General features: G+C 69.4%; 15 protein-coding genes. 10 read left to right on the forward strand and 5 right to left on the reverse strand.

The genetic code is table 11. From position 1 onward, the window contains the following. Positions 1 to 20: 20 nt before the first annotated feature. The 6 genes from ruvA to ABC337_RS16355 all read left to right on the forward strand — a co-directional run bounded on the left by ruvA (position 21) and on the right by ABC337_RS16355 (position 7,788). The gene (gene ruvA / locus ABC337_RS16330; RefSeq protein WP_412883061.1) at positions 21 to 665 is read left to right on the forward strand and encodes a Holliday junction branch migration protein RuvA; all 645 of its coding nucleotides are present in this window, start codon (positions 21 to 23) and stop codon (positions 663 to 665) included. After that, positions 658 to 1,734 carry a Holliday junction branch migration DNA helicase RuvB gene (ruvB, locus tag ABC337_RS16335; RefSeq protein ID WP_290257721.1) on the forward strand — a complete coding sequence of 359 codons (1,077 nt, stop codon included), beginning with the start codon at positions 658 to 660 and terminating at the stop codon, positions 1,732 to 1,734. The genes ruvA and ruvB overlap by 8 nt, the downstream gene beginning before the upstream one ends. A 211-nt stretch (positions 1,735 to 1,945) precedes the next feature. Beyond that, positions 1,946 to 2,374: a preprotein translocase subunit YajC gene (gene yajC / locus ABC337_RS16340; RefSeq protein WP_412883060.1), complete on the forward strand. Its 429-nt coding sequence runs from the start codon at positions 1,946 to 1,948 to the stop codon at positions 2,372 to 2,374. Positions 2,375 to 2,480: 106 nt separating this feature from the next. Further along, positions 2,481 to 4,244 carry a protein translocase subunit SecD gene (secD, locus tag ABC337_RS16345; RefSeq protein ID WP_412883059.1) on the forward strand — a complete coding sequence of 588 codons (1,764 nt, stop codon included), beginning with the start codon at positions 2,481 to 2,483 and terminating at the stop codon, positions 4,242 to 4,244. Beyond that, entirely contained in the window at positions 4,245 to 5,252 is a 1,008-nt protein-coding gene (gene secF, locus ABC337_RS16350) for a protein translocase subunit SecF (protein ID WP_290257724.1), read from the forward strand. Positions 5,253 to 5,394: 142 nt separating this feature from the next. After that, entirely contained in the window at positions 5,395 to 7,788 is a 2,394-nt protein-coding gene (locus ABC337_RS16355) for a RelA/SpoT family protein (RefSeq protein WP_412883058.1), read from the forward strand. Between the two features lie 9 nt (positions 7,789 to 7,797). Here the strand turns inward: ABC337_RS16355 and ABC337_RS16360 are convergent, their stop codons facing one another. The 3 genes from ABC337_RS16360 to ABC337_RS16370 form a co-directional block, all read right to left on the reverse strand. After that, complete coding sequence (locus ABC337_RS16360; protein ID WP_412883057.1) at positions 7,798 to 8,418, reverse strand: type IV toxin-antitoxin system AbiEi family antitoxin; 621 nt, start codon at positions 8,416 to 8,418, stop codon at positions 7,798 to 7,800. A gap of 109 nt (positions 8,419 to 8,527) precedes the next feature. Further along, on the reverse strand, positions 8,528 to 10,015 hold the full coding sequence (locus ABC337_RS16365) for a DUF349 domain-containing protein (RefSeq protein ID WP_412883056.1): 1,488 nt from the start codon (positions 10,013 to 10,015) through the stop codon (positions 8,528 to 8,530). Between the two features lie 60 nt (positions 10,016 to 10,075). Further along, complete coding sequence (locus ABC337_RS16370; RefSeq protein WP_412883055.1) at positions 10,076 to 10,876, reverse strand: peptidylprolyl isomerase; 801 nt, start codon at positions 10,874 to 10,876, stop codon at positions 10,076 to 10,078. A 150-nt stretch (positions 10,877 to 11,026) separates the two neighbouring features. Here ABC337_RS16370 and hisS point away from each other — a divergent pair, with 150 nt between their 5' ends. Then, positions 11,027 to 12,379, forward strand: coding sequence for a histidine--tRNA ligase (gene hisS / locus ABC337_RS16375; RefSeq protein ID WP_412883054.1), 1,353 nt, complete (start codon positions 11,027 to 11,029; stop codon positions 12,377 to 12,379). 26 nt (positions 12,380 to 12,405) lie between these two features. Here hisS and ABC337_RS16380 read toward each other — a convergent pair whose 3' ends face one another. Beyond that, entirely contained in the window at positions 12,406 to 13,689 is a 1,284-nt protein-coding gene (locus ABC337_RS16380) for an APC family permease (RefSeq protein WP_412883053.1), read from the reverse strand. Between the two features lie 96 nt (positions 13,690 to 13,785). Here ABC337_RS16380 and aspS point away from each other — a divergent pair, with 96 nt between their 5' ends. The 3 genes from aspS (at position 13,786) to ABC337_RS16395 (ending at position 18,280) form a co-directional block, all read left to right on the forward strand. Continuing rightward, positions 13,786 to 15,582 carry an aspartate--tRNA ligase gene (aspS, locus tag ABC337_RS16385; protein WP_412883052.1) on the forward strand — a complete coding sequence of 599 codons (1,797 nt, stop codon included), beginning with the start codon at positions 13,786 to 13,788 and terminating at the stop codon, positions 15,580 to 15,582. Between the two features lie 105 nt (positions 15,583 to 15,687). After that, complete coding sequence (locus tag ABC337_RS16390) at positions 15,688 to 16,503, forward strand: GNAT family N-acetyltransferase (RefSeq protein WP_412883051.1); 816 nt, start codon at positions 15,688 to 15,690, stop codon at positions 16,501 to 16,503. A 148-nt stretch (positions 16,504 to 16,651) separates the two neighbouring features. Then, positions 16,652 to 18,280 (forward strand): HNH endonuclease signature motif containing protein, encoded by a 1,629-nt coding sequence (locus ABC337_RS16395; RefSeq protein ID WP_412883050.1) that lies wholly within the window; start codon positions 16,652 to 16,654, stop codon positions 18,278 to 18,280. On the opposite strand, the gene ABC337_RS16400 is transcribed toward ABC337_RS16395, so the two are convergent. Further along, positions 18,261 to 18,908, reverse strand: a complete 648-nt coding sequence (locus ABC337_RS16400) for an acVLRF1 family peptidyl-tRNA hydrolase (RefSeq protein WP_412883049.1) — start codon at positions 18,906 to 18,908, stop codon at positions 18,261 to 18,263. The genes ABC337_RS16395 and ABC337_RS16400 overlap by 20 nt on opposite strands. Positions 18,909 to 18,921 lie beyond the last annotated feature (13 nt).

An 18,921-nucleotide genomic window follows, 5' to 3' on the forward strand; every position in this document is an offset into this window, starting at 1 on the left:
GATAACTCAGGAGCCAGGCCTTGATCAGTTTTCTCCGCGGAACCGTTGCGCACGTCGGCCTCTCCTCGGCGGTGATCGACCTCAACGGTGCCGGCATGAGCGTCTACGCCACGCCGCAGACCCTCAGCAAGCTCCACGTCGGCGAGGAGGGCAAGGTCTTCACGTCCCTCATCGTCCGGGAAGACTCGCTCACCCTCTTCGGCTTCGCCAGCGACGACGAGCGTGAGGTCTTCGACATCCTGCTCAGCGTCAGCGGCGTCGGGCCCCGGCTGGCGCTGGCGGTCCTCGCCGTCCACGACCCCGAGGCCATCCGCGTCGCCGCGCACTCCGGCGACGGCAAGGCGTTCACCAAGGTCCCCGGCATCGGCCCCAAAGTCGCCGGCCGCATCGTCCTCGAACTCGCCGGCAAGCTGGTCCCGCACGGCACCGCCGACGCCGCCGCCCCGGTCTATTCGGTCGAGGCCGTCTGGAAGCCGCAGGTTGTCGCGGCCATGACCAGCCTCGGCTGGTCCGAGAAGGACGCCACGAGCAGCATCGACAAGTCTTTGGCCGACTCCCCGGAACTGGCCGAGCGCGGCAACGTCGCCGAGATCCTCCGCGCCACGCTGCGCTGGCTGGGCCAGGACGGCGCCCGCGCCGGGAACCGGGTAGGCACCCGTGGCTGAGCCGTCCCTCGTCGCCGGGGGAGAGGAACCCGAGGAACGCGCCATCGAGGCGGCGCTCCGGCCCAAGAACCTCCACGACTTCGTCGGCCAACACCGGGTCCGCAAACAGCTCTCCCTGGTCCTCGAGGCCTCCCGGATCCGGGGCCGCAGCGCCGACCATGTGCTCCTCTCCGGCCCTCCAGGCCTGGGCAAGACCACCCTCTCCATGATCATCGCCGCGGAAATGAACGCCCCGCTGCGGATCAGCAGCGGCCCCGCCATCCAGCACGCCGGCGACCTCGCCGCCATCCTGTCCTCGCTCTCCGAGGGCGAGGTGCTGTTCCTGGACGAGATCCACCGCATGTCCCGTCCTGCCGAGGAAATGCTGTACATGGCCATGGAGGACTTCCGCGTCGACATCGTCGTCGGCAAGGGGGCCGGCGCCACCGCCATCCCGCTGGAACTGCCGCCGTTCACCCTGGTCGGAGCCACCACCCGAGCCGGCCTGCTGCCCGGTCCGCTGCGTGACCGCTTCGGCTTCACCGGGCACCTCGAGTTTTACGCCGTCGAGGAACTGGAACTGGTGCTCCGCCGCTCCGCCGGCCTGCTGGACCTGAAGGTCAACTCGGCCGGGTTCAGCGAGATCGCCGGACGCTCCCGCGGCACACCCCGCATCGCCAACCGGCTGCTGCGCCGGGTGCGCGACTGGGCGCTGGTGCACGGCGTGGAGCAGATCGACGCCCGCAGCGCCTCCGCCGCCCTGGACATGTACGAGGTGGACAAGCGCGGCCTGGACCGGCTGGACCGCGCCGTCCTGGAAGCGCTGATCACCAAGTTCGGCGGCGGCCCCGTGGGCCTGTCCACGCTGGCGATCGCCGTCGGCGAGGAAACCGAGACCGTCGAAACCGTCGCCGAGCCCTACCTGGTCCGGGAGGGCCTGCTGGGCCGCACCCCACGCGGGCGGATCGCCCTCGCCCCCGCCTGGACCCACCTGGGCTTCGCGGTTCCAGCCGGGGTCTTCGGCCAGGAACCGCTGGACCTCTTCGAGGAAGACGGCGCCGGCGGGGAGCCGGCCGCAACCCATCCGTAACCGGCAATAGCACTCGCCCGGGGCGTTTTCCCTTTAGACTGGTATGACGCTCGGCACGTTCGGGCCTTCGTTTCCGCAGGGCGGCTCCCGCCAGCCGCCGCTGGCCGGCATGGGTTTGCTGCCGGGCCGTGCGCCGCGTGGCCAGGGACGAAGCTGACGGTGCTGTGAAACCAGCTTGCAAGTACAGAACGGAACTTTCCCCTTGGATCCAATGACAATTCTCCTGTTCGTCATGCTCGGCGTGTTCGTCTTCATGATGTTCCGCCGCAATAAGAAGACGCAGCAGCAGCAGGCACAGCTCCAGTCGAAGTTCGGACCCGGCGTTGACGTGATGACCAGCTTCGGCCTGTTCGGCCGCATCGTCTCCATCGACGACGCCGAGAACAAGGTTGTCCTGGAACTGTCCCCGGGCAACACCGCCACGGTCCACCGCCAGGCCGTGACCAAGATCGTCGAGCCGGTCGCCGCCGCCGAGGAGTCCACCGTGGTTCCCGACGACGCCTCCTCGCTCACCCTCGGCAAGGCCGACACCCACGACGCCGGCGTCACCGGTGCAGCCCCTGCCGCTGAGGCCCCGCGCGCCGAAACGCCGGAGGAAACCCTGCGCCGCCTGAACGATGAGAACAGGAAAGACAGCTAGTCTGCCTCCTGAGCTACCCGCGGAACCACGGTGCGCGGGCATCCGCCGGTGCGGGCCTGAGAGGTCTGCGCCGGCGGTTCTTCCGTAAACAATAGAAAGATCGACAATGGCACGAACTGGCCCTAAAAACTCAGCCCGCAGGGTGCTGGTCTGGCTTGGCGTTATCCTCGTCGCCCTGACCGGCGGCACCATGGCCGGACAGGCCAGCTGGGCTCCCAAGCTCGCCCTGGACCTCGAAGGCGGTACCCAGATGATCCTGGCGCCCAAGGTCGAGGGCAACACGGGCATCAACGAAGACCAGCTCAACCAGGCCGTGGCGATCATCCGCCAGCGCGTGGACGGCTCCGGTGTCGCCGAGGCCGAAATCTCCACCCAGTCCGGACGCAACGTCGTCGTCAGCCTCCCGGGTACCCCCTCCAAGGAAACCCGGGCCCTGATCCAGGCCTCCGCGGACATGAACTTCCGCCCGGTCATCCAGGCCGGCGCGGGCGCGGCAGTGCCCGAAGCCCAGCGCACCCCCGACGACAAGCTGCCCAAGCCCACCGCCGCTCCCGCGAACAGCAGTGACGAGAACTGGGTCACCGCCGACGTCTACAAGAAGTTCGAGGCGCTCGACTGCGACAACCCGTCCCAGGACAAGCAGGAACGCTCCGACCCGGCCAAGCCGCTGGTCACCTGCGAGCCCGCCGCGGACGGCAAGCCCGCGGTGAAGTACATCCTCGGCCCGGTGGAGGTGAAGGGCTCGGACATCAAGACCTCGTCCTTCCAGCTCCAACGCGGCGCCCAGGGCGCCGTCACCAACGAGTGGGCCGTCGACATCCAGTTCAACGACCAGGGCACCGCCAAGTTCAAGACCGTCACCGAGCGGCTGAACCAGTTCTACGTCGCCGCCGGCGGCGCCACCGGCTCGGACCCGAAGTCCCAGTTCGCCATCGTCCTTGACGACCAGGTCATCTCCGCCCCGCGGTCGCAGGCCGTCATCACCGACGGACGCCCGCAGATCACCGGCGGCTTCACCGAACAGTCCGCCAAGGCCCTCTCGGACCAGCTGCGCTTCGGCGCCCTGCCGATCAGCTTCGACATCCAGAGCGAGCAGCAGATCTCCGCCACCCTCGGCGGCGAGCAGCTGCGCATGGGCATGCTCGCCGGCCTCATCGGCCTGCTGCTGGTGGTCGTGTACTCGCTGTTCCAGTACCGGGCCCTCGGCTTCGTCACCGTCGCCTCGCTCGTCGTCGCGGGTGCGCTGACCTACCTCGCCATCGCGATCCTGGGCTGGACGGAGAACTACCGGTTGTCCCTGGCCGGCGTGGCCGGCATCATCGTGGCCATCGGCCAGACCGCCGACTCCTTCATCGTCTACTTCGAACGCATCCGCGACGAACTGCGTGAGGGCCGCGGCCTGGTCTCGGCCGTGGAGAACGGCTGGAAGCGCGCCAAGCGGACCGTCCTGGCCTCCAAGGCCGTGAACCTGCTGGCCGCCCTGGTGCTCTACTTCGTCGCCGTCGGCAACGTCCGCGGCTTCGCCTTCACCCTGGGCCTGACCGCGATCGCCGACCTTATCGTCGTCTTCATGTTCACCCACCCGACGCTGCAGCTCCTCGCCCGGACCAAGTTCTTCGGCGAAGGACACACCTTCTCCGGCCTGGACCCCAAGCGCCTCGGCGCGGTGCCGCTGTACCGCGGCGCGGGCCGGATCCGGACCCCAGAGGACAAGCCGGTCGCCGTCGTACGCGCCAAGAACACCAAGGCCGCGGCCGAAGCGGAACGGCGCATGACGATCGCAGAACGGCGTCTCGCGGAACGGCAGGGGCAGGCGGACCAAAGCCAGCTCGCCGGCTCCGGCAAGAACTCGTCCAAGGAGGGCAAGTAAATGGCCAGCTTCGCTACATTCGGTAACGAGCTCTACACCGGCAAGCGCTCCTACGACTTCGTCGGGTCCAAGAAGATCTGGTTCCTGATCGCCGCGGCCGCCGTTGCGCTCTCGATCCTCCTCCCGGTGGTCAAGGGCGGCTTCAACCTCGGCATCGAGTTCCGCGGTGGCTCCGAGTTCACCGTCTCCAACGTCAAGGACCGCGACCCGGGCCTCGGCGAGAAGGCGGTGCAGGATGTCGTCTCCGGCAGCCTGCCGCGGGTGGCCAACGTCGCCGGCAACACCATGCGGATCCAGACCGACAAGCTCACCGACGACGAGACGCTGAAGATCAAGGACGGCCTGACCAAGGCCTACGGCGTGACCGACAACGAGGTGACCTCCACCTTCGTCGGCCCCACCTGGGGTGCTGACGTGACCCAGCAGGCCCTGCTCGGCCTGGCCGTCTTCGTCGGTCTCGCCGCGGTGCTGATGGCGCTGTACTTCCGGACCTGGAAGATGTCCCTCTCCGCCCTGGCCGGCATGGCGGCGACGATGTTCATCACCGCCGGCGTGTACTCGCTCAGCGACTTCGAGGTCACCCCGTCCGCGATCATCGGCTTCCTCACCGTCCTCAGCTACTCGCTGTACGACACCGTGGTGGTCTTCGACAAGATCCGCGAGAACACCGCGGACCTGCAGGCCTCCACCCGGCGGACCTTCGCCGAAGAGGTCAACCTGGCCGTCAACCAGACCCTGGTCCGCTCCATCAACACCATGATGGTGGCGATCCTGCCGGTCGGCGCGATCCTCTTCATCGGCGCCGGGCTCCTCGGCGCCGGCACCCTGCGCGACCTGTCGCTCGCCCTCTTCGTGGGCATCCTGATCGGCACCGCCGCTACCATCTTCGTCGCCGCCCCGCTGTACGCGTGGCTGCGCCAGGGTGAGCCGGAGCTGGTCAAGCAGGCCAAGCGGGTGCAGCAGCGCCGGGCGGACAACGCCGCCAAGACCGCCGCTGCGACCGCCTGACAGGCCACCACAGCAGCACCGCCCGACGGGCCGGAGAACGTCCAAGACGCTCTCCGGCCCGTCGGCCGTTCGCGCCGGTTATCGAACTGTCTCGCCGCGGGAATACACTTGAGTAATTAACGGGTTGGAAGAGGTTGCTTTCTTGGAAGAACGTTCGACGTCGGCGCCTGCAGTACCGGCGGAAGAGGCCCACGGCCAGGGTTCACAGACTGGCGTGGCCGCTCCCGGACGCCCCGACGCGGCCGTGCCCGTCGACAACACCGGCACCCGTCCCACTTTCCCCGGCCGGCGCGAACGTACCCGCTCACGCCTGGCCCGCCTCACCGGCCGCGGCACCCCCGCCTACTCGCCGATCCTGGAGCCGTTGCTGCGCACCGTCCGCGCCAACAACCCCAAGGACGACTTCGAACTGATCCAGCGTGCCTTCGTGGTGGCCGAACGTTGCCATCGCGGCCAGAAGCGCAAGAGTGGCGACCCGTACATTACCCACCCCGTGGCGGTGGCGACCATCCTGGCCGAACTCGGCATGAACGGCACCACCCTCGCTGCTGCCCTGCTGCACGACACGGTGGAGGACACCTCCTACACCCTCGATGACCTCAAGGGCGAGTTCGGGCCCGAGGTGGCCATGCTGGTGGACGGCGTCACCAAGCTGGACAAGGTCAGCTTCGGCGAGGCCGCACAGTCCGAGACCGTCCGCAAGATGGTCGTGGCCATGGCCAAGGACATCCGCGTCCTCATGATCAAGCTCGCGGACCGGCTGCACAACGCCCGCACCTGGCGGTTTGTCTCCGCCGAATCCTCGGCCAAAAAGGCCCGAGAGACCCTGGAAATCTTCGCACCGCTGGCCCACCGACTCGGCATGAACACCATCAAGTGGGAACTTGAGGACCTCTCCTTCGCGGCGCTCTACCCCAAGGTGTACGAAGAGATCGTCCGCATGGTGGGGGAGCGCACCCCCGAACGCGAGAAGAACCTGGCGGTCATCCGCAACCAGATCACCGATGACCTGCGCGCGGCCAAGATCAAGGCCACCATTACCGGACGGCCCAAGCACTACTACTCGATCTACCAGAAGATGATCGTCCGCGATAAGGACTTCGACGACATCAACGACCTCATGGGCGTCCGCGTCCTGGTCGACTCGGTCCGCGACTGCTACGCCGCCCTGGGTGCGATGCACTCCCGCTGGAACCCGCTGCCCGGCCGGTTCAAGGACTACATCGCGATGCCGAAGTTCAACATGTACCAGTCGCTGCACACTACGGTGATCGGCCCCGGCGGCAAGCCGGTGGAAATCCAGATCCGCACGCACGAGATGCACCGCCGGGCCGAGTATGGTGTCGCCGCACACTGGAAGTACAAGGACCAGCCCAACCGCACGGCGGCCGGCCCCGGAAGCCCGCGCGACGGCGACATGGGCTGGCTGCGTTCCCTCGTGGACTGGCAGCAGGAAACCTCTGATCCGGGCGAGTTCCTGGACTCCCTGCGCTTCGAGATCAACGCCCGCGAGGTCTTCGTCTTCACCCCCAAGGGTGAGGTCATGGCCCTGCCCGCCGGATCCACCCCGGTGGACTTCGCCTACGCCGTGCACACCGAGGTGGGCCACCGGACGATCGGCGCCCGCGTCAACGGCAAGCTCGTCCCGCTCAACAGCGAACTCAACCACGGCGACTGGGTGGAAATCTTCACCTCCAAGGCTGAAGGCGCCGGCCCCAGCCAGGACTGGCAGCACTTCGTCAAGAGCGCCCGGGCCCGGAACAAGATCCGCCAGTGGTTCAGTAAGGAACGCCGCGAAGAGGCAATCGACCGCGGCAAGGACCTGCTCACCAAGGCGATGCGCAAGCAGAACCTGCCGCTGCAGCGCCTGATGACCCACGACGCCCTCGCCGCGATCGCCGAGGACTTCAAGTACACGGACATCTCCGGTCTCTACGCCGGCGTGGGCGACGGACACACCTCCGCCCAGTCGGTGATGGAACGCCTCGTCGAGAGCCTGGGCGGCAACGACACGCCCGAGGACGACCTCACCGAGGTCTCCATTCCGGCCCAGGTTTCCAAGACGCGGTACTCCGATTCCGGCGTCGTGGTCCGCGGCGTGGACGACGTCTGGGTCAAGCTGGCCCGCTGCTGCACCCCGGTGCCGCCGGACCCGATCCTGGGCTTCGTCACGCGCGGCTCCGGTGTCTCTGTCCACCGCACGGACTGCACCAACGTCTCCGGGTTGATGGACCAGCCGGACCGGATCGTCGAGGTCGAGTGGGCACCCACCCAGTCCAGCGTGTTCCTCGTGGAGATCCAGGTGGAGGCGCTGGACCGCAAGTCGCTGCTCTCCGACGTCACCCGGGTGCTCTCGGAGAACCACGTGAACATCCTCGCCGCCAGCGTCCACACCTCAACCGACCGGGTGGCGATCTCCAAGTTCGCCTTCGAGATGGGCGATCCGAAGTACCTGAGCCACGTGCTCAGCGCCGTCCGCCGGATCGACGGGGTCTTCGATGTCTACCGCACCACCGGCAACCGCCGCCGCAGCTAGCCCCGGAAGCTAGCCCTCACCAGCTGCCCCACTGCCCTCCCGCACCCTTTCCAGCACCGCAAGGGCCGAGTTCTTGTACGGCAGCCGCGGCACGGCCTCGACCGCCCGGACCAGCAGGTTCAGGCGTACGGGCAGTTCCGGAGCGGCCAGCAGTGCGGTGAGCGCGGGAACGGCGTGTTCGGGCCTGACGTGCAGGGCGATGTCGACGGCGGTGCGCAGCGGGCTGGAGACCATCAGCCCGCCCAGGCTCACCACATCCATGGTCCCGAGCCGAGTCTCGTGGAAGCTGCAGCCCCGGGCACCGCGGAGGCTGGAGATCCGCCGGTTGGCGTCCACCAGGAGCGCCAGCCGGTCCGGCTCCCGGGCGCAGCCGTAGATCCAGGCCGCGGTCATCCGGCCGGCCACCACCCGCTGCCGGATGGCGGCCGGGATCAGCGCCGCCGCGGCCCGTGCGCGGAGCTGCGGGGTGGCCGTGGCCCCGGGCGCCAGGAAGCCGCGCTGGGAGATCCGCGCCAGCACGCCGTCGGCCGCCATGGCCTGCAGCTCCGCCCACGAGAAGAGCGGCCCCGGCGAGTACAGCACGGGCGGGTCGAGCCCCGAGGGGACGGAGGGGACCGGCGGAAGGGTCATTGAGCCATCGTGCCGCGGTCCCCGGACATGGAACAGGCCCCGGTCCCGTCATGTGGATAACGGGGCCGGGGCCTGGGCAACACCTGTTCGGGCCGCTCGGCCCGGGGTATTAGGAGAGTTCGCTCGCGGAGCGCTCCAGCTGTTCCAGCCACGCCTGGCGGGCCTCGAGGGCCTCCCGGGCGTCCTTGATCTTCCGTTCGTCCCCGGCCTTTTCGGCCTTGGCGAGGTCCTCCTTCAGACCGGCGATGGCCGATTCCAGCTGCGAGAGCGCGCTGTTGGTGCGGGCCTTGGTCTCCGGGTTGGAGCGCTTCCAGTTCTCGTCTTCGGCGTGCCGGACGGCGTCCTCGACCTTGCGGAGACCGGCCTCGATGCGGCCCATGTCGGCGCGGGGAACCTTGCCGGCTTCCTCCCAGCGGTCACGGATCGACTGCAGTGCCTTCTTGGCGGCGGCGAGGTCCGTGATCGGCAGCAGCTCGTTGGCCTCGGCCAGGAGCGCCTCCTTCACCACGAGATTCGCACCGTATTCCTGGTCGATTTCTTCGTTGGCGGCCTGCCGGTTCGTGAAGAACACGTCCTGGGCGGCGCGGAAGCGTGCCCAGAGGGCGTCGTCGTCCTTGCGGCTGGCGCGCGGGGCGGCCTTCCACTGGTCCATCAGGCGGCGGTACTCGCCGGCGGCGTAGCCCCAGTCGGTCGAGGAGGAGAGCGCCTCGGCCTCGACGATCAGCTTCTCCTTCGCGGCCTTGGCGGCGGAGTTGTTGCTGTCCAGCTGGGAGAAGTAGGCGCGGCGGTGCCGGTCGAAGACGGTGCGCGCGGCGCGGAACCGCTTCCACAGGGCGTCCTCGTTGCTGCGGCCGAGCCGGACGCCGCTCTTCTGGGCGGTCTTCCAGTTCTCGAACAGCTCGTTCATCCGGGCGCTGGAGGTCTTCCACTGCACCTGGGACGGATCCTGCGCGGAGATCTGCTCGGCCTCGGCGACGATCGCCTCGCGGGCGGCGAGCTCGGCGGCGCGGACGGCGTCGTGCTCGGCCTTCTCGGACTTCTCCAGCTCGGTGATCTGGCCGGAGAGGGTGTCCAGGCGGCCCTCGGCGGCGCGCAGGTCGCCCACCATGTTCCGCTCCGCCAGCTGGTCGCGCAGGTGGGTCACGGTCTTCTGCATGTCCGCGGCGGGAGCCTTGGACGCGACGCGCTGTTCCAGCAGGACGATCTGGGCCACGACGTCGTCGTACTTGCGGGCGAAGTACGCCAGCGCCTCGTCGTCGCTCACACCGGGGTACTGGCCCACCGGGTGCTCGGCGCCGTCGATGGTGAGGAAGACGTGGCCGTCACCCTCCACCCGGCCCCAGCGGGCGGCCTCGGCGGCCGAGGTGCTCGGGGCGGCTGCGGCGACGGCGGGAGCTGCCGGCGACGGCGCTGCCTTGGGCCGTGCCGCGAAGGCGGCGGGGGAGGGAGCAGGGCGCGGGGCCGGCCGGGGAGCGGCCGCCGGAGCCGGAGCCGCGGGGGCCTCCGCCGCCGGGGCCTGTTCCGTCACCGGCGCGCCGGATTCGGTCTCGCTGGCAGCTGCTGCCACTGTTTCGTCGGATTTCTGACTGTCTGTCACCGCTAGAAGTCTTTCGCTTGGAGGGAAATACCGGGACCGATGCTCCGGGAGCACGGCTGGTTACTTCAGAGAGAACGAGTCTATCGTGACTGGTTCCACCGGCGCGCCGTCCGTGGCGCTGGTGCCGGGCTTGATGCCGGCCGCAGCGATCCCCGAGACCACATCCAGGCCCGAGGTCACCTTGCCCACCACGGTGTAGCCGCCGGCCGAGTCGGCGGGAATCACGGTGTCCTTGTAGACGATGAAGAACTGTGTCCCGTTGCCGTAGGCGTTGTTACCGGTGCGGGCCACCGCGATGGTTCCGGCCGGGTACTTGTTGTCCGCGGGGGTGTTCTCCAGGGGGCCCCACGTGTAGGCGGGATCGCTGGCGCCGTCGCCGGTCTTGGACCCGCACTGGAGCACGCCGAAGGAGTCGGCCGTGGTCAGGCGGTGGCAGCTGACGCCGGCGTAGAAGTTCTGGTCCGCCAGGGATTTGAACACCGCGGCGGCCTGCGGGGCCTTGGTCCCGTCCAGTTCCACGCCCAGGGTGCCGCGGTTCAGCTTGAGGTCACCGGTGAAGGTCTTCCCCGCGGCGGTCTCCGGCTTGGGGATGTTTTCGCCGTTGTTGGTGGCCGGGGTGGGCGTGGCCGACGGGGTGCTCAGGCCGGCCTCGGCGGCCTTGAACTCATCCTCGGTGGGGTTGCTGGCGAAGACGGTCAGCTGCAGGACCAGGGCCAGCACCAGCGCGGCGCCACCGGCGGCGCCGGCGATGATGTTGTCACGCTTCCGGCGCTTGTCCTGGTGCCGGCGCAGCTCGCGCTTGGCCTCCATCTGATGGACGCGCCGCTTTGCCTCGCGGGCACTGCGTGAACTCGCCGCCAAAAGTCCTCCTGGGGTCGGCCCGCAAGTACGGATACGTGCGGGAAAAAGCATAAACTGACTGCCGCACACAGTTTATGCACGACTGGCCGGTCCGCGGGCGACGCCGCGGCAGCCGGGTCCGCCGTCGTCACCAGAGGAGAAAATTCCACCATGGCACGCACCGCCTCCCTGTCCGGATTCCCCGAGTGGCTTCCCGAGGAGCGGTTGGTGGAACTCCATGTCCTGGACACGCTCCGGAAGACCTTCGAGCTGCACGGCTTCTCCTCGATCGAGACGCGGGCCGTGGAGACCGTGGGGCAGCTGCTGCGCAAGGGTGAGATCGACAAGGAGGTCTACGGCCTCAGCCGCCTGCAGGACGACGACGCCGACCCGGCCTCCGCGGCGACGGCGAAGACCGACCCCAACGCCCTGGCCCTGCACTTCGACCTGACCGTCCCCTTCGCCCGCTACGTGGTGGAGAACGCCGGGTACCTCGCCTTCCCGTTCCGCCGCTACCAGATCCAGAAGGTCTGGCGCGGTGAGCGTCCGCAGGAGGGCCGCGCCCGCGAGTTCACCCAGGCCGACATCGACATCGTCGGTGACGGGACGCTGCCGTTCCGCTACGACGTCGAAATCGCGCTGGTCATCGCCGAGGCCCTCAGCGCCCTGCCGATCCCCGACTTCCTGCTCCGGATCAACAACCGCAAGCTCGCCGAGGGCTTCTACACCGGCATCGGCCTGACCGACACCGCCGGCGTGCTGCGCAGCATCGACAAGCTGGAAAAGATCGGATCCGACAAGGTCGCCGAACTGCTGAAGACCGAGCTGGGCGCCACCGAGGAGCAGGCCCGCGCCGCCCTGGCCCTGGCCTCGATCCGCACCCCCGACACCGGTTTCGTGGAGCAGGTCCGTGCCCTCGGCGTCAGCAACGACCTCCTCGAGGAGGGCCTGAGCGAACTGGAACAGGTCATCTCAGCCGCCGTGCTGCGCGCTCCCGGCAAGGTGGTCGCGGACCTCAGCATCGCCCGCGGCCTGGATTACTACACCGGCACCGTCGTCGAGACCGTCCTGGTGGGACACGAACAGCTTGGCTCCATCTGCTCTGGCGGGCGCTACGACGCCCTCGCCAGCAAGGGCAACCGGACGTTCCCCGGCGTCGGCCTCTCCATCGGCGTCACCCGCCTGGTCTCGCGGATCCTCAGCCAGGACCTCGCGAAGGCATCCCGCTCCGTGCCCACCGCCGTGCTGGTGGCGCTGAACACGGACGAGAGCTGGGGCGCCGCGCAGGACATTGCCGCCCAACTGCGCACCCGCGGCATCGCCACGGAGGTCGCCGCCAAGGCCGAGAAGTTCGGCAAGCAGATCAAGTTCGCCGACCGCCGCGGCATCCCGTTCGTCTGGTTCACCGACGACGACGGCAAGCACCAGGTCAAGGACATCCGCAGCGGCGAGCAGGTCGACGCGGACCCCGCCACCTGGACCCCCGCGGACGAGGACCTGCACGTGACGGTCAGCCGCGCCTAGGCCCTCCCGATGAGGACTGCCGGGGCCTAGGCCCTGGCGGCGCGCCCCCGGCGGCGCAGGACCAGCAGCCGGACCACGACGCCGGCGGCCAACAGGGCCGCCATGACGGACACGGACGCCGCGGGCAGGGTGGCTGCCAGCACCAGGCAGCCGGCGAAGCCCAGCACGTTCAGCCAGCGCGGCGCGTGCCAGGCACGTTCGGGAAGCGTGAAGGCGGCCGCGTTGGTCACCGCGTAGTAGACCAGCACACCGAAGCTGGAGAACCCGACGACGGTCAGCACGTTCGAGGTCAGCAGCAGCACGATCACCGCCGCCGCGACCGTCAGTTCGGCGACGAACGGGACCGCGTGGCCGCCGCCCACCCGCGCCAGCACCGTCGGCAGGTCCCGTTCGCGTGCCATTGCCAGGGTGGTCCGGCCGACGCCGGTGATCAGGGCCAGCAGCGCGCCCAAGCATGCCGCGGCTGAGCCGAACTGCACCACCATGGCGAACCCGTGCAGCGGCGAGGCGGCGACGGCGTCCAGCAGCGGCGCCGTCGAGCGGGCCAGTTGCCCGGCCGGAAGCTGCCACTGCAGCAGCGCGGCGAGGCCGAGGTAGATCACGAACGCCCCGCCCAGCGCGCCAAGGATCGCGCGCGGAATGGTCGTGGCGGGATCCTTGACCTCCTCGCCCAGGGTCGCGATCCGGGCGTACCCGGCGAACGCGAAGAAGATCAGCCCCGCCGCGGGCAGCACGCCCCAGGCGGAGCCGTCCCCGAGGCCCCCGCCGGCGTCGATGCCCGTAAAGCCGCCGGCGTGCGGCCCGGCGGCCGCCGCGGCGGCCACCAGCGCCAGGGTGGCCAGCACCACGGCCAGCAGGATCTTGGTCACCAGCGCGGTGCGGGTGATGCCCATCAGGTTCACGCCGGTCAGGACGACGACGGCGGCCACCGCCAGCGGCGTCGCGAGTCCCGGCGCCACGTAGTGCCCGAAGGTCAGGGCCATCGCCGCGCAGGACGCCGTCTTCCCGGTCACGAAACCCCAGCCGGCCAGGAAGCCCGGCCACTCACCCAGCCGCTGCCGGCCGTACACATAGGTACCGCCGCTGGACGGGTACCGGGCCGCCAGCTGGGCCGACGCCACCGCATTGCAGTACGCCACCACGCCGGCTACCGCCACCGCTACGAGCAGCCAGGGACCGGCCAGGGCCGCGGCGGGGGAGACGACGACGAAAACGCCGGCGCCGAGCATGGACCCCAGCCCGATCGCCGTCGAATCGACCACGCCCAGGCGGCGCTGCAGCCGGGCGGGTTCGGGGATTGCTTGCGCCATGGCGGGCGTGGCCTCTCCAACGGGTAAACTCGGACGGGACCGTTCCCGTAGCGGTCCCATTTAATACCACCCTGTTTTCCTTCTGAAAGGCGAGCTGTGCTGCGCACACACGACCTCGGATCCCTTCGCTCCGAGCACATTGGACAAACCGTAACCCTCGCCGGCTGGGTCGGCCGGCGTCGTGACCACGGTGGTGTCGCATTCGTGGACCTGCGCGACGCGTCCGGCGTCGCCCAGGTCGTCGTCCGTGAGGAAGAGGTCTTCCACGGCCTGCGCAACGAGTACGTCCTGCAGGTCACGGGCACCGTCTCCCAGCGTCCCGAGGGCAACGAGAACCCGGCGCTGGCCACCGGCGAGATCGAGGTCATCGCCGAGACGGTCACGGTCCTGAACACTTCCGAGCCGCTGCCGTTCCAGATCGATGAGCACGTCGAGGTCGGCGAGGAAGCCCGCCTGAAGCACCGCTACCTTGACCTGCGCCGCCCCGGCCCCGCCCGGAACCTGCGCCTGCGTTCCGAGGCGAACCGGGTGGCCCGCGAGCTGCTGCACGGCGAAGGCTTCGTCGAGATCGAAACCCCGACGCTGACCCGTTCGACGCCGGAAGGTGCCCGCGACTTCGTGGTCCCCGCGCGCCTGGCCCCCGGCTCCTGGTACGCGCTGCCGCAGTCGCCGCAGCTGTTCAAGCAGCTGCTCCAGGTCGGTGGCTTCGAGAAGTACTACCAGATTGCCCGCTGCTACCGTGACGAGGACTTCCGCGCGGACCGCCAGCCGGAGTTCACCCAGCTGGACATCGAGGCCAGCTTCGTCGAGCAGGAAGACATCATCAGCCTCGGCGAGGGCATCGTGAAGGCGCTCTGGAAGCTCATCGACGTCGAGATCCCGACGCCCATCCAGCGCATCACCTACAACGACGCGATGGCCCGCTACGGCTCGGACAAGCCGGACCTGCGCTTCGGCCAGGAGCTGACCGAACTGACCGAGTTCTTCAAGGACACTAGCTTCGGCGTCTTCAAGGCCCCCTACGTCGGCGCCGTCGTCATGCCCGGCGGGGCCTCCCAGCCGCGCCGCACCCTGGACGGCTGGCAGGAATGGGCCAAGCAGCGCGGCGCCAAGGGCCTGGCCTACGTCCTCTTCAAGGAAGACGGCGAGCTCGCCGGCCCGGTGGCCAAGAACCTCAACGAGACCGAGCGCGCCGGCCTGGCCGACGCCGTCGGCGCCAAGCCGGGCGACTGCATCTTCTTCGCCGCCGGCGAGAAGACCCCGTCCCGGGCCCTGCTCGGCGCGGCCCGCGTGGAAATCGGCCACCGCACCGGCCTGATCAACCCGGCCGATTGGGCCTTCTGCTGGGTGGTCGACGCCCCCATGTTCGAGCCGGCCGCGGCCGCCGTCGCCTCCGGTGACGTCGCCGTGGGTGGCGGCCAGTGGACCGCGGTGCACCACGCGTTCACCTCGCCCAAGCCCGAATTCATGGACACCTTTGACACCGACCCGGAGACGGCGCTGGCCTACGCCTACGACATCGTCTGCAACGGCAACGAAATCGGCGGCGGCTCCATCCGTATCCACCAGGGCGACGTGCAGGAGCGCGTCTTCAAGGTGATGGGCCTCTCCCACGAGGACGCGCAGGAGAAGTTCGGCTTCCTGCTCGAGGGCTTCAAGTTCGGCGCGCCCCCGCACGGCGGCATCGCGTTCGGCTGGGACCGCGTGGTGGCTCTGCTCTCCGGCGTCGAGTCCATCCGCGACGTCATCGCCTTCCCGAAGACCGGCAACGGCTACGATCCGCTGACCGCCGCGCCGGCGCCCATCACGGCCCAGCAGCGCAAGGAGGCCGGGGTCGACTTCAAGCCCGAGGCCAAGAAGGCCGAGGCCCCGAAGAACGACGGCGCCAAGTAGCTTTTTGGATGCTGGCAGCAGCGGTTCCCCGGGACACCGGGGAGCCGCTGCTGCTTTTTCAGTGGACTGATGGCTGGCAGCGATGCCGCCGGGAGGAGACCGTTGATGCCGGAGCTTGTGCCGCGGCTGGAGTGGCTGATGGACGCCGCGTGGCCGGCATCTGAGCGGTCCGGGGCCGGCGGCTGGGTGTTGCGCGCCGCCTCCGGCGTGACCCAGCGTGCCAATTCCGTTTGGCCGCGTGAGCCGTGGGAGGACCCGGAGGCGCTGCGCAGGACCCTGGCCGAGGCTCGGCGCTGGTACCGCGACCGCCGCCTGCCGCTGATCTTCCAGGTGTTCGAGGGGCCCGGCCATGCGACGCTGAACGCCTTCCTGGACGCCGAGGGCTTCACCCGGCAGTCCGAGACGCTGATCCTGACCCGCCAGGTTAGTGGCAATGCGGCGGAAGGAGTCGCGGAGGCTGCTCCGGAGTCGGATATGGAGGTGCTGGACCACCCCTCGGAGGAATGGCTGCGGCTTTGGTGGAGCGTCGACGGCCGGGGCGGCCCGGAGAACCTGCCGGTGGCCCGAACCGTTTTGGAGGGCTGCCCGTCGCTGTACGCGCTGGTGCGGGACGAGCACGGGGAGCCCGCCGCCGTCGGACGCCTGGCCCTCCCCGTAGACGACGCCGACGCGGCCGCTGCTACAGCGGCCGGGATCTACGGGATGGCCACCCGGCCGGATGCCCGGCGCAACGGCTATGCCGGGCGGGTGTTGCGGACCCTCCTGTGCGAGGCGGAGGCCCGGGGCCGACGGGACTGCTGGCTGTTGGTGACGGCGGCCAACGCCGGTGCGCGGGAACTCTACGCCCGGGAGGGGTTCCCCCTGGCCGGCCGCTACCTCTACCGGCAGGACCGCCCGCGCCGCGCCCTGACCGGCTGCTGACGACTAACCGCTGACCACGGTCAGTCTGCAGGGGGTTATTTGGCCTTGCCTCCGTGTCCTCGCGTCCGACAGCCGCCGGTTCTCGCACCCAACGGACAGCCGTCCTGGCCCGCCGTTTAATGTCAGTGCCTGGACCTAATGTGGGCTTATGGAAGGCGCAACAGCGTTGTCGGCTGAAACCCGTGAGGCCCTGACGGCCCTCATCGGGTCCGCCGACGCGGTGGCGGCGGGTTTGGATGGCGGCGTCGATTCCGCAGACCCGCTGCGGAACTTGGCCGACGACTGTCTGAACGCCCTGGCCGAGTCTGCCCGGTGGGAAGCCCGGATGGCGGCGCTGAAGGTGCGGCTGATCGCGGACTACACTCGAGCGGCCGAGGCTCTGGCGCCGCCGGCACGGTCCCCTCAGGAATGCACGGCGCGGGAAATGTCTACTGTTGCCGAGATCGCCTGCGTCCTGACCGTCAGCGAGCGAGCCGCCGGTGCCCTGATCTCTGAGGCCCGGGCGCTGACAGCGGCGCTGCCACTGACCCTGGCCGCCCTGCGGGCCGGGACGATTTCCTGGCAGCATGCACGGATCATGGTCGACGAAACCGCGAACATTGACCAGGCCGGCGCGGCGGCGCTGGAAGCCCATTTCCTGGACCCGGATGCACCCACTCCCGCCCGCGGTTGTCCCGCCGGAGAACTCGTCCCGGGACGGTTCCGGGCCAAGGCACGCAGCTGGCGCGAACGCCACCACCCGGTCAGCATCGAAACCCGCCATGCCAAAGGCGTCGAGAACCGGCGTGTTGAATATTGCCCGGACCGGGACGGCATGGCCTGGCTGTCGGCTTACCTTCCCGCCGACACCGCTTCGGGCATCTGGGAGCGGACCACCGCTGCAGCCCGCACCCTCCAGGCGCCGGACGAGCAACGGACGTTGGGGCAGCTCCGGGCTGACGTTGCAGCGACCTGGCTGCTCAGCAGCGGTACCGGCCCAGGAACTGCCGAGGATGGAGCACCCGGCGCCCCGCCCTCCGGGGAGGTTCCGGCGCCGCGGGCGCAGGTCCTGATAACCGTCCCCGTGATGGCCCTGCTCGGCGCCACCGAGGAACCGGCCATTCTCGATGGACACGGGCCGGTCCCACCGTCGATGGCCCGCCGACTAATAGCGGACGGTGCCGACTCGTTTCGCCGGGTCTTGACCGATCCGCGCGACGGTGCCCCGTTGGAGATCGGGCGGACCAGCTACCGCGTTCCTAAGGCAATGCGTCAGTGGCTCAGACTCCGCGACGGTAAGTGTCCATTTCCGGGCTGCAGCAACGCTTCCCTGGACAACGACGCCGACCACCTATTGGCCTGGGCCGACGGCGGCGGCACCGGCGTCAGAAACCTGGGTCAGCCCTGTCGCAAACACCATCGCTTGAAGCACACCACCGCCTGGGCACCGACTGCCGCCGGGGCAAACCACCCGCCCGGGTGGACATCACCCGCCGGCCGGACGTACGCCAGCGAATACCAGGACTGGGAACCACCCCAGTGGCCACCGGCCGCCGTGGCTGTGGAGTGGCGCAGCTCCCAAGCGGACGGGTGGGAGGCCGAAGCGAGCGCTCCACAGGACCCTTGGCCAAAACACGGAGTAAATCTGCTGCAAGGGTTGTTGGAAGACCCTTTTCCGGAATGGGACAAGTGGCCGCCTGGTGAACCGGACGATGCGCCCTGGTTGGATTCCCAGAGCGTTTTCTCCGGGACGACAGAGACCCACTCAGACTGCCCGCTTAGCGTGGCGGGTCGGTGACCTGGATGCGCACGGCACACGCGTCGGCGGCGGCCTTCTTCAACACGGCCGCCCGCGGATCCGGGACATCCAGGAAAGCCAGCCGGGCCAGCGGCGCGTAACGCTTCAGGACCGGTTCGGCGAGCACCAGGTCCGCCAGAGTCCGGTCCCCGCCGGGCACCAGGTACTCGATGCGGTGCTCGGCGAAGATCCGGGCCGCGTGCGCCGCGACTGCCTCCACCAGGGCGTCGGCCTGGTTGGACCGGCGCCGGGCGAAGCGCTGCTGCGACCAGCCGCCGGCGGCCGTGCGCGATTGCACGTGCCGGGTGCCGGTCTTCGAGGCCAGCACCCGTCCCTCCGTCACGACGGCCACCGAATAACCGCCGCGGCGCACCAGCACCAGGCCCAGCGGCCGGGGCTGCGCGGCCAGACCGGCCAGCCGGGTGATCGCGTCGTCGCCGCGGCCCGGACGCCCGTCCGCGGGCCAGGGTGCCTGCAGGAGCGCCTCGGCACCGTCGGCGGCGCGCAGGAGCAACCCGTCGTCGGTGTCGGACTCCTCCAGGCTTCCGTGACTGGCCGCAAAGCGCTCCACCCAGCCGGCCAGCCGCTCCCCGGGGACGCGGGCCACACGTGACTCGGGGCTGGGCATAGCGGATCTCCCT

Source organism: Arthrobacter phoenicis, assembly GCF_047238215.1.
Taxonomy (GTDB): Bacteria; Actinomycetota; Actinomycetes; order Actinomycetales; family Micrococcaceae; genus Arthrobacter.

What these genes read in the sequence shown, in the direction of transcription:
- ABC337_RS16395 (WP_412883050.1), top strand. Translation starts at nt 16,652, where the DNA reads ATGGAAGGCGCAACAGCGTTGTCGGCTGAAACCCGTGAGGCCCTGACG.
- yajC (WP_412883060.1), top strand. Translation starts at nt 1,946, where the DNA reads ATGACAATTCTCCTGTTCGTCATGCTCGGCGTGTTCGTCTTCATGATG.
- ABC337_RS16400 (WP_412883049.1), bottom strand. Translation starts at nt 18,908, where the DNA reads ATGCCCAGCCCCGAGTCACGTGTGGCCCGCGTCCCCGGGGAGCGGCTG.
- ABC337_RS16390 (WP_412883051.1), top strand. Translation starts at nt 15,688, where the DNA reads ATGCCGGAGCTTGTGCCGCGGCTGGAGTGGCTGATGGACGCCGCGTGG.
- ABC337_RS16360 (WP_412883057.1), bottom strand. Translation starts at nt 8,418, where the DNA reads ATGACCCTTCCGCCGGTCCCCTCCGTCCCCTCGGGGCTCGACCCGCCC.
- ABC337_RS16380 (WP_412883053.1), bottom strand. Translation starts at nt 13,689, where the DNA reads ATGGCGCAAGCAATCCCCGAACCCGCCCGGCTGCAGCGCCGCCTGGGC.
- secF (WP_290257724.1), top strand. Translation starts at nt 4,245, where the DNA reads ATGGCCAGCTTCGCTACATTCGGTAACGAGCTCTACACCGGCAAGCGC.
- hisS (WP_412883054.1), top strand. Translation starts at nt 11,027, where the DNA reads ATGGCACGCACCGCCTCCCTGTCCGGATTCCCCGAGTGGCTTCCCGAG.
- secD (WP_412883059.1), top strand. Translation starts at nt 2,481, where the DNA reads ATGGCACGAACTGGCCCTAAAAACTCAGCCCGCAGGGTGCTGGTCTGG.